This is a genomic window from Klebsiella sp. 1SOBk5mer, assembly GCF_046603115.1.
In the GTDB taxonomy this organism is placed as follows: Bacteria; Pseudomonadota; Gammaproteobacteria; order Enterobacterales; family Enterobacteriaceae; genus Klebsiella; species Klebsiella quasipneumoniae.
Map to the genome: position 1 here is coordinate 201078 of NZ_JBKIUU010000009.1, position 10564 is coordinate 211641.

Consider the following 10564-nt stretch of genomic DNA (forward strand, 5'->3'; position numbering starts at 1 on the left):
TTACCCGCACCATTACAACCCGATATGTTCCCCCTCTCAGTACATCCTCACCCGCGCCCCGCCATGACGCCGTATGCGCAGCGTACCATCCGGCGGGCGCTGAACATTCTGGAACGCCAGTTACACGAACCCGGTGCGGCCTTCACCACCAGCAGTTCGGTACGCGACTGGCTTCGTCTGCAACTGACGCAGGAGCAACGTGAGGAATTCTCCGTGCTGTGGCTCGACAACCAGCACCGGCTTATTGCTTACGACACGCTGTTTCTGGGCACCATCAACACTATCACAGTGCATCCGCGTGAAATCGTTAAGGCGGGCCTGAAGCACAATGCGGCGGCGGCCGTACTTGCACATAATCACCCGTCAGGGCTTGCGGAACCCAGCCATGCTGACCGGCAGATGACTGAACGCCTCAAAAATGCACTTGAACTCGTTGATATCCGGTTACTGGACCATCTGGTAGTTGGCGGGATGGATGTCATCTCGTTTGCCGAACGTGGCTGGCTTTAAGGAAAAACAGTGCAATGAAGATTATCAGCAAACGCCAGGCGATGACGATTTACCGCCAGCATCCTCAGTCCCGGTTGTTTCGATTCTGTACCGGAAAGTACAAATGGAGCGGCAGCATCTGCCACTACGCCGGGCGTGAAGTACCAGATATCAGAGGTGTGCTGGCCGTCTTTGCTGAATGCCGCCAGGACCGTAACGGCCCCTATGTTGTCCTGCGCAGCGTTACCCTGAATTAACTCATGATTAAGGAGCACTTCAATTGTCGAATAACACTCCACCAGTAAACCATGATATTGCCGAACCGTGGTGGGGTCTTCAGTGCAATATCACGCCCTGTTTTGGCGCACGACTGGTCCAGGAGGGCAACTACCTGCATTACCTGGCCGACCGCGCCAGCATCACCGGTCAGTTCCGCGAGGCGGATTTACGTCATCTTGACCAAGCATTTCCGGTACTGATGAAACAACTTGAGCTGATGCTCTCCACCGGTGAACTTAATCCTCGCCACTCGCACAGAGTTATGCTTTTCGCAAAAGGGTTGACCTGTGAAGCCGACCCTCTCGGTTCGCACGGGTACATCTATATAGCGATTTACCCGACCCCACCTGAAGCACAACCCGGAGACTAATAGCCATGCCACACGCCTGTAAAGTCAGCGAAGTCATTGAACTGCTGCAACAGCATCAACACGACGACTTCGTCCTGTGTTCGGTCTGGTACGAGGACGATGTACGCAATGTGGATGCGTCCGCCACAGATGAAGAAGCCAGGGCTGCATTACGCCATGCCGCCCGACACCACGATGCGGATCAGGGTATAAACTGGGACTCCCTAAAAACCGCGCTGGATGTCATACGGCAGTAACGTACCGCGTTAAATCCGTCCGCCATTAATTCCTTTCTTTTATTCATAGAGAACTAACGATGAGAATTTTACCTGTATCCCGAGAACGGGAGGCGCAGTCCTGCCCGTCGCCTGTGGCAGTCTGGCAGATGCTGCTTACTCGTCTGTTGGAACAGCACTACGGCCTGGCGCTGAACGACACGCCATTCAGTGATGAAACGGTAATTCAGGAACATATCGATGCCGGTATATCTTTGGCCGATGCCGTTAATTTTCTGGTGGAAAAGTACGGGCTGGTTCGTATTGATCGTAGGGGATTCGACTGGCAAGAACAGTCCCCATATCTGCGGGCAGTCGATATTCTGCGGGCGCGACAGGCAACAGGTTTATTGAAAAGAAATCGTATTAGCGCGGCACGGTGAACATTGGGAATAGCCTTCCTGATTCACACTGCAGCTTTCCTTACTTATTTAATTGACTCATTCCAAAAAGCACCTGCCGATGCTGGTTGGTGCTTTTACTTATATGGACGAAATATCATGCAAATTGAAGCTGTAATTTTAACTGGGCACATTATCGCAAGTACAATCCGAGAATGCTGGGCCATCGTTGTTGATGGTTTTGACGCATGCGGCGAACAAGCTTATGATCCAGCTTAATTTCTTTTCCTCATGAAGGGACTGGTATGGGCAACAGAATGTGGATGATCCGCGGTGACGGCGGCAAGCTCTATGACGATTTTCGCGATAAGCAAATTGTAGGCATCGGTTGGTCTCAGCTGGCTCCATTAGTCAAACCCGGCCTGTCTCGAGCTCAGTTACTCGCCTTATACCAAGAGGCAGATCCATTAACAAAGCTGGGAACTGCGCGTTCTGGTGCATCGCAGGTCTGGCGTTTTGTGAACGAAATCCAAAAGGGTGATTGGGTTATTACCTATTCGCCAGCCAACCGTACTTATTTGCTAGGCAAAGTTACTTCAGATTTCCAATATCATCCTGAATGGGTGGAAGAGGGGATGGGAATCGCTCGACAGGTTAAATGGAATACTCAAGAAATTGATCGCGATCGACTGTCTGTAGCTACCAAGAACACACTGGGGTCTACGCTGACGGTTTTCCAGCTTCCAGAATATGCGCTCGAAGAGCTTTTACAGGATAAGAAACCCACTATAGATGTGATTACTCAGAATCCAGTTGCGATGGATGAAGATGAGGTTGTTTCTGATCCGCTTCGCGATATGGAAATGCTGGCGTTTGAGGGTATCAAAGATCGTATCAACTCTCTTGACTGGGATGAGATGCAAAATCTTGTTGCCGGAGTTTTACGCAGTATGGGCTATAAAACGCAGGTCTCACCTGCGGGAGCTGATCGGGGTAAAGACATCATTGCTTCACCTGATGGGTTCGGTTTTGAAAATCCGCGTATCATCGTTGAAGTAAAGCACCGCAGGGAACAGATGGGAAGCCAACAGATACGCAGCTTTATCGGCGGTCGCCATAAAGACGATCGCGGGCTTTATGTCAGTACAGGGGGTTTTACGAAAGATGCTCGATATGAAGCCGACCGTTCGACGATACCACTGACGCTCTGGACGCTTGATGATCTCGTCCGTGCTCTTATTGAGAACTACGAGCAAGTCGATATCGAAACCAAACTTTTGGTTCCTCTGAAGAAAACTTTCCTACCTGCCTGAATCTTGCTTTGATAGCCATATCGGTGTTCTACTGATATGGCTTTATACCCACTCGAAATGTCTATTTTTTGTACGGATTTTCACTTGTGGGTACAAGTGCGGGTATAACTATTTACTCCTGTTTATAAACAACATTGATATCAGTCTATTAGGTGTATAATTCGAGTCCGGCCTTCGCATCAATATCAAAACAACCAATAAATAAGTCCTTTAATCTAGCCACGACCAATCATTGATCAACCACGAAATCCTCTCCGAAACACATTCAAAATCCCTAAACCCCACGCTTCCCATTAATCTCCCACTCACCACACCCCTCATCCCCTGAACACCTCCCGCCGGTGCCACGCCACAAACCCTTCCTGCGGATAACATTCTTTCCCCTGCGGCAAGGTAATCGGCTTACCATCAAAATCCCAGAACAGCCTGCCAACGATGCCCCCGCCGTTCACCGCCGGCGAAACCTGGATGCGCATATCCTCATCCAGACCAATGGATCCTTTATCAAAAGCCTTATGGTGAATCGCGCAGAGCGCCAGGCCGTTAGGGATTTCGCAGGGGCCGCCGTGCTGCTTCCATTTGATATGGGCCGCTTCCAGGGCGACAGAGGTATTATCATGGCGCATATTGAAGCCGCAGATCGCGCACTCAAAGTTATAGGCGCGCAGCACCTGCTGGCGAAAATGCGGGTCGCGCTCTTTACGGATCTGCTGCAGATCAAACCCCATCTCTTCAGCCAGTTCTTCCTGAATACTCTCCGGGAAATGCGCCTCGAGGATCTGATGGGCGAGGGTATTGATCAGCTTCTTATTTCTGTTGAGTAGCGCAAAATGCGGCTCATCGAAGCCGCCGGCGACGTGACAGAGCTCCAGCTCTTTGGCGGGCGGCTGTCGGCTGCCCTGGGATGAACACTGTTCGCTGTTGTGCAGCTCCCAGAAGCCGTCGCCTTTCAGGCGCCAGAAGGGCATGTCCGGCCGGTACTGGCGGCGCTGCGGGCCAAAGCGTTCCAGCAGGCTATGCAGCTCATCGCGTATCTCCGAGGCGTAATCGAACATCCGCGCATGGCCGCGCTGGTACTGTGAGAGGACGTACAGCAGCAATAGTGGCTTATGCGGCGCACGCTGTTCGCCTTTGCGCCAGATGGTGATGTTCTCGATCGCGTGTTGCAGGGTCGTGCTGGAGGGCATAGCGTTACATTGGCAGCTAAATAAATGCGATGATGCTCGCAAAATCCTTGCCGATCAACCTACCAGATGCGGCGATTCTACGTGGATCGCGATTTAATTATCACTGCCAGTTATTTGTTCGAAAAGCCCATAGCTTTCTATTTATACTCAAGCTTCGCGCCATCAGATAGCTATGTCTTATGAAAAAACTACCGGACCATTTATCCAGGGAATGCATCATCGCTGCCATTCGCGCTTACGATGCAGGCGTTGCGCATCAGTTTAAAAGCGCGCGTCTGTATGAGATCGAGTTTGAGGGGCGTCGGTATCCTTCAAAAGCCATCGTCGGGTTAGCGGCCACGCTTGCCACGGGAACGGAATTTACCCCGGCGGATTTCAGCGGGGGGATTAAATCCAAATGCGTGCGCCTGTTACTGGAGCAAGGATTTACGATCGCGTCGCAGGGCGCTGGCGATGACGAGGCTGCGCTTTTCCCCGATGAGGGGCAGACGACCATGGAGTTCGTGGAAGGGGCGGCGATGCAGGTGGTGGTCAATCGCTATGAGCGCGACCGTCAGGCTCGTCAGGCGGCGCTTCGCCTACACGGCTGCCGGTGTCAGGTATGCGGTCTGGATATGGCCAGCCGCTATGGCGAAATCGGCCAGGGTTTTATCCATATCCACCATCTCATTCCGCTGGCCGGGATAAAGCAGGACTACCGTCTGAACCCTGAAACCGATCTGATCCCGGTATGTCCTAATTGCCATGCGATGCTGCACCGGCGAGATCCGCCGTTTACTCCCGAAGAGCTGAAGGCCCGGCTGCGCCCCGCAGACTGACATCCGACAGCACTCGCATTAATTACATCAAACACACCACAAACCCCACGCTACCTTACCGGTAGCGTGGGCCCGCTCTCTTTTACTTATCCCGCGTCTCGCCAGCCTCCCAGCTGTAGCTGCCATCGGCAGCTAACTTATCGCCCAGCTCCTGATACTCGAACTGATAAAACTCAGCCTGGGTGCCGTACCCGGCGTAGTCTACCGCCGCCAGGCCGACGAACGCCCCGGTAAAGAACCCGCCGTAGCTCTGCAACACATAGTCATCGGACAGCACCGCGGCATCCAGCTGGACCGGGATCTCGGTGAACGTCACGCCATCGAAGCTGTATTCATAGCTGTAGGTCTGCTTGCGGACTTTGGTCCTGAACCAGACGTATTCCACGCCGTCCGGCACCTTGATGGCGTTATCTTTCAGGTACGACGTGTATTTCCCGCGGTTATTTTCGCCGACTTCGATGACCTTGCCGTTAATTTCATTCCAGGTCAGGAAGACGAAGCTCCAGTGGCGGTCGTTATAGTAATTCGTTAACCCGGCCATCTGCTGATAGCTGAAGGGCTCGAATTTCACCTTCACCGCGGCGTCAAAATAGAAGGCCTGCCAGCGGCGGGCAATCAGCGACAGGTCATGGGTATTGGCTAACGAACCCTGGCCGATTAAGGTTAATTTGCCGTCGCCGGTGGTGCCCATTTTGGCCGTAAACGGCACCCGCAGGGTATTCCAGTTCGGGTCGAGGGCTGGCGACGTAAAGTCATCCTGCTGGCTGTTATCGCTGGCGCTTTCGGTGAAGATGGCGTCTTTCGGCCCTTCGACGAAGGTTTTCCCGCCGTGACCGCCTTCAATACGCGGCCAGCCCTCGTCATCCCAGTACACTTTCTGGATCGCGGTTTCCCGGCCGAGGGTTGACCAGCCGCGCGGGTCGTAGATGGATTCTCCCGGGCGATTCCACGGCCGGGCGCAGAGCGAGGCGTAATACCATTCGCCTTCCGGGGTGGAGACCAGCGCGCCATGGCCCTGTTTCTGGATGTAGCTGTCCGGGGTGTCGACGTTGGTTAAGAACACGTCGCCCGGCTCGGTTTCAAAGCTGTCGGCCTCGAGGGTTGTCGACCGCGCCACCACCTCCTGGTGGGTAAATACGGTGCCGCCCTGGGCGGCAAACAGATAGTAATAACCGTTCAGTTTATAGAGGTGCGGCCCCTCGACCAGCGCCACGGCGGTGCCGCGGTAGATGGTGCGCGCGGTTTCCGGCATTAACTTCAGCGTGTTGGTATCCAGCTCCGTTAAGGTAATGCCATCGAAGGGGTGATGGTACTCCCGGTGATCCCAGGTTTGCTGGACGATATATTTCCGGCCATCGTCGTCATGGAACAGCGAGGCGTCAAACCCGACGCCGTTCAGCTTGATCGGGTCGCTCCACGGCCCCCGAATATCCTTCGCGGTGGTCAGGTAGTTGGTCATGTCTTTGAAGGCGCCTTCGGTGACCTTCACATCGGTATACACCAACCAGAATTGCCCGTCGGCCCAGGAGAGCGCCGGCGCCCAAATGCCGCCGGAGGAGGGGTTGCCCTTCATGTCCAGCAGGGTGGTGGTGGAGAGCGGCGAAGGCAGCAGGTTCCAGTTTTTCAGGTCTTTCGACTCATGTAAACGCACGCCCGGGAACCACTCAAACGTCGAGTTGGCAATATAGTACGTATCCTCGACGCGAATAATACTGGGGTCGGCATTAAAGCCGCGTAATATCGGGTTTTGAATAAGTGACATTTCATTACACCTTTTAAAATGGAAAGTGACGAATCGGTCTGATTTATAATTTTTTTAACTACACGCGGATCTCATCCAGCTGACGGTTGATGTCGGTAACATGTTTATCGGAGATCGGATAAACCTGGATAATCACCATCGAAATAGCGGCCAGCGCGATCGGGATCCACACCGCGGTCATAATGATCCCGTCGATGGCGCTGGCGCTCTGCACGGCGCCGCTTTCATTAAAGCCATACACCGCCAGCAGCCACAGCGGGATCGCGCCGCCGATGGTGAAGCCGATCTTGAAGAAGAGTCCCATAATGGCATTGATAATGGCGGCATTGCGTTTGCCAGATTTTAATTCGCCGTACGCGATGACTTCCGGTACCAGCGCCCACATAAAGCCGGTGGCGGAGGTTAAGCCCCACTGTTTAATAAAGGTGGCGATGTAGGCCAGCCACAGCGCGTCGTGCATCCCTTCGCGGGACCAGACGTAGGTCAGCAGTTCGCCGACGATGAACATGGCGAGGAACAGATGGAAGAACCCTTTTTTACCAAAGATTTTTTTCAGTTTCGGCCAGAAAATCGGGAAGGCGATGCCGGGAATAGACGCGACGAGACCCACCGCGCCCATCCATTCGGAGTGGCCGACGACGTACTGGTTGAAGAAGCCGTTAACGGTGTTCATGAAGAACATGAAGGTAAAGGCCAGCATAAAGAACATGCCCAGAATAACCAGCGGGCGGTTATGTCGGAGCTCGTGGAAAAGGTCGGTGGTTTTGACGTTGGCGGTCTGCTCGGCGGTCGCGACAACGCGTTCTTTGGTGAATTTATAACAGATAAACAGAGCCACCGCGCCGATGATCATATAGATGGCGTACACGCCAAACCAGGCGTAATTTGCCGACGGATCGGCATAATTCCCCAGATTCAGCTCAAGGCCAAAAAAGCCGGTGTCTTTCAGGCTGCGATCTTTCGGCGCCGCCATCTGCACAAACATCGGGAACAGGGTATAGACCAGCAGGTTGGCGCTGTTGGCCAGCATCATGCGGGTACTGGTGAGCTTATCGATCGATTCCGGGTCGCGGGTCAGCGACGCATTCAGCGAGCCATAGGGAATATTGACTAAGGAATAAACCAGGTCCAGCGCCAGATAAATAATAAAGGCGAAAGCCACCGAACCTTTCACTCCGGGGATGGGCGCGAACAGTAATGCCGACAGGATCACCAGCGGCACGCCGGCTCGTAACAGCCACGGACGATATTTCCCTGCTTTCGAGGTTCGTTTATCCACGTAGGTGCCGACCATCGGATCCCAAAACACGTTAATTATGCGGACAAAAAGAAAAATAAAGCCTGCCGTTGCCGTGCTGATGGTATTTACCGTCAGCATATGCAAAGCCAGAAAACCCCCAATTGTGCCGAAAACCAGGTTTTGCGCAAAGTCGCCCATGCCATAACCAATTCGTTCTCCGCGGGTTAATTTATGATATTCATCATGCCGACTGTGCATTATGTTTTTACTCATTCTAAGCAGACTCCGGTTTGTTTTGTGTAGGTGAAACACTTTCTGACACAGTTGACATGGAAGAATCTATTACGTTTTTAAATTAAGTAATTATGTTTTTTTACTTCTGTGATCCTCGAAGCAAAGGCCTGTATCACCTGCGTTGAGCCGCCATCCGCCGCTAATTTTTTGGCAGACAGGCAATGTGACAAAACCGGCATTTTAATTCGCTATGTCCACCTGAATTCCCCAGGAAGTGTACTCTATACGCGCGCGAAGCGAGATATTTAAAATAGTTTTATTTGCGAGATGGCTCACATTTGAGCATTTTCTCAATCGCCGAGTGAAATAACGTAATTGAGCAACCGACGATGAGAATACACGATGTGTCACAGTTGTTAATTTTCGGCTTCCTCAATTTCGGAGTTCATCATGCAAACTTATTTTGACCAGCTCGAACGCGTTCTTTTTGCCGGACCTAAAACCGATAATCCTCTGGCGTTTCGCCACTATAATCCGGATGAAATCGTGCTGGGAAAACGTATGGCAGATCATCTGCGTTTTGCCGCCTGTTATTGGCATAACTTCTGCTGGAATGGCGCGGATATGTTTGGCGCCGGCTCGTTTGAGCGTCCCTGGCAGGCCGCGGGCGATGCGCTGGAAATGGCCAAACGCAAAGCGGACGTGGCGTTTGAATTTTTCTACAAGCTCAACGTGCCGTATTACTGCTTCCACGATGTCGACGTCTCGCCAGAAGGCGCGTCGCTGAAAGAGTATTTGCATAATTTTGCCGTGATGACCGAGGTGCTGGCGGAGAAACAGCAGCAAACCGGCGTGAAACTGCTGTGGGGCACCGCCAACTGCTTTACCCACCCGCGCTACGGCGCCGGGGCGGCGACCAACCCCGATCCGGAGGTGTTTGCCTGGGCGGCCACGCAGGTGGTGACCGCCATGAACGCCACCCACCAGCTCGGCGGCGAAAACTATGTTCTGTGGGGTGGCCGCGAAGGTTACGAGTCCCTGCTGAATACCGACCTGCGTCAGGAGCGCGAGCAGATTGGCCGCTTCCTGCAGATGGTGGTGGAGCACAAGCATAAGATTGGCTTTGGCGGCACGCTGCTTATCGAGCCGAAACCGCAGGAGCCCACCAAGCATCAGTACGATTACGATGTCGCGACGGTGTATGGCTTCCTGAAGCAGTTTGGTCTGGAAAATGAGATCAAGGTGAACATTGAAGCCAACCACGCCACCCTGGCGGGGCACTCTTTCCACCATGAAATCGCCAGCGCCATCGCGCTGGGGATCTTCGGCTCCGTTGATGCCAACCGCGGCGATGCGCAGCTCGGCTGGGATACCGATCAGTTCCCGAACAGCGTGGAAGAAAATACCCTGGTGATGTACGAGATCCTCAAAGCCGGGGGATTCACCACCGGCGGCCTGAACTTTGACGCCAAAGTTCGCCGGCAGAGCACCGACAAATACGACATGTTCTATGGCCATATTGGCGCCATGGACGTGATGGCGCTGTCCCTCAAGCTGGCCGCGCGGATGATTGAGGATGGCAAGCTCGATCGGGGTCTGGCAAAACGCTATGCCGGCTGGCAGGGCGAGCTGGGGCAGCAAATTATGGCCGGCCGTATGTCGCTGGATAATATTGCCCGGTACGCTGAGCAGCATAATCTGAATCCGCAGCATCAGAGCGGGCGTCAGGAATTACTCGAAAATCTCGTCAATACCTATATCTTTGGTTAATTTTTGCTGACATGCCCCTGCGGGGGCATGTATTCCGCCGTGTGCCCGCTGCCGGGAAATAGCGTTTATTTGTTCGTGTTGTATTTATGCTGTCTGTGCCGAAAGGCTATCTGTTTGACTGTCTATAGAGGAACAATCCGCCGCGCGGATGGTTCTGCCATTGTGCCACCTGTTTAATATCAGTGAGGGAGGGCGAGTAGCGATAATTGTGTAATACCTCTGTGACCGTACAAAATAAAAAATAACTTGTTCTGATGATAGCGACATATTCTGTCAGCTCAGAATAGGCTGGTTATTGTCTGAATAAAATTAACCTATATTGAGAAACTCATGACAATGATAAAAAAACTTCCATTAACCATGGCGGTTATCGCCGCGTTTTTTCCGCTTACCTCTGTAATGGCGCAAGAATTTACTCAGGAACAGATCGACGCCATCGTCGCCAAAGCCGTTGATAAAGCGCTGGCCGACCGCCAGGCGAAAATTGACGCCGCGGCCGACAAAAAG

Annotated in this window: 11 protein-coding genes and 1 pseudogene; 9 read left to right on the plus strand and 3 right to left on the minus strand. The window is 53.0% G+C overall.

Features of this window, described 5'->3' with window-relative positions:
• The first annotated feature begins 24 nt into the window (after positions 1-24).
• The 6 genes from radC (at position 25) to ACLH1U_RS19930 (ending at position 3046) form a co-directional block, all read left to right on the plus strand.
• Entirely contained in the window at positions 25-510 is a 486-nt protein-coding gene (gene radC, locus ACLH1U_RS19905; protein WP_069324144.1) for a RadC family protein, read from the plus strand.
• 14 nt (positions 511-524) lie between these two features.
• Positions 525-746 (plus strand): DUF987 domain-containing protein, encoded by a 222-nt coding sequence (locus tag ACLH1U_RS19910; RefSeq protein WP_332594124.1) that lies wholly within the window; start codon positions 525-527, stop codon positions 744-746.
• Positions 747-769: 23 nt separating this feature from the next.
• On the plus strand, positions 770-1138 hold the full coding sequence (locus tag ACLH1U_RS19915) for a type IV toxin-antitoxin system YeeU family antitoxin (RefSeq protein ID WP_069324142.1): 369 nt from the start codon (positions 770-772) through the stop codon (positions 1136-1138).
• Positions 1139-1143: 5 nt separating this feature from the next.
• Positions 1144-1374 carry a hypothetical protein gene (locus ACLH1U_RS19920; protein ID WP_069324141.1) on the plus strand — a complete coding sequence of 77 codons (231 nt, stop codon included), beginning with the start codon at positions 1144-1146 and terminating at the stop codon, positions 1372-1374.
• A gap of 59 nt (positions 1375-1433) precedes the next feature.
• Positions 1434-1775, plus strand: coding sequence for a TA system toxin CbtA family protein (locus tag ACLH1U_RS19925; RefSeq protein WP_411299418.1), 342 nt, complete (start codon positions 1434-1436; stop codon positions 1773-1775).
• A 263-nt stretch (positions 1776-2038) separates the two neighbouring features.
• On the plus strand, positions 2039-3046 hold the full coding sequence (locus ACLH1U_RS19930; RefSeq protein ID WP_001757896.1) for a restriction endonuclease: 1008 nt from the start codon (positions 2039-2041) through the stop codon (positions 3044-3046).
• Between the two features lie 317 nt (positions 3047-3363).
• Here ACLH1U_RS19930 and ACLH1U_RS19935 read toward each other — a convergent pair whose 3' ends face one another.
• Complete coding sequence (locus ACLH1U_RS19935) at positions 3364-4233, minus strand: phosphorothioated DNA-binding restriction endonuclease (protein WP_411299419.1); 870 nt, start codon at positions 4231-4233, stop codon at positions 3364-3366.
• Positions 4234-4412: 179 nt separating this feature from the next.
• On the opposite strand from ACLH1U_RS19935, the gene ACLH1U_RS19940 reads away from it, so the two are divergent.
• Positions 4413-5051, plus strand: coding sequence for an HNH endonuclease (locus tag ACLH1U_RS19940; RefSeq protein WP_087847733.1), 639 nt, complete (start codon positions 4413-4415; stop codon positions 5049-5051).
• 82 nt (positions 5052-5133) lie between these two features.
• On the opposite strand, the gene ACLH1U_RS19945 is transcribed toward ACLH1U_RS19940, so the two are convergent.
• Together ACLH1U_RS19945 and ACLH1U_RS19950 are read right to left on the minus strand one after the other, a co-directional pair.
• Positions 5134-6813 (minus strand): glycoside hydrolase family 43 protein, encoded by a 1680-nt coding sequence (locus ACLH1U_RS19945; RefSeq protein WP_237902279.1) that lies wholly within the window; start codon positions 6811-6813, stop codon positions 5134-5136.
• Positions 6814-6871: 58 nt separating this feature from the next.
• Positions 6872-8311, minus strand: coding sequence for an MFS transporter (locus ACLH1U_RS19950; RefSeq protein ID WP_072199169.1), 1440 nt, complete (start codon positions 8309-8311; stop codon positions 6872-6874).
• A 426-nt stretch (positions 8312-8737) separates the two neighbouring features.
• Here ACLH1U_RS19950 and xylA point away from each other — a divergent pair, with 426 nt between their 5' ends.
• Together xylA and ACLH1U_RS19960 are read left to right on the plus strand one after the other, a co-directional pair.
• The gene (xylA, locus tag ACLH1U_RS19955; protein WP_032454715.1) at positions 8738-10057 is read left to right on the plus strand and encodes a xylose isomerase; all 1320 of its coding nucleotides are present in this window, start codon (positions 8738-8740) and stop codon (positions 10055-10057) included.
• A 330-nt stretch (positions 10058-10387) separates the two neighbouring features.
• Positions 10388-10564, plus strand: a pseudogene (locus ACLH1U_RS19960) (carbohydrate porin); the annotation flags it as partial.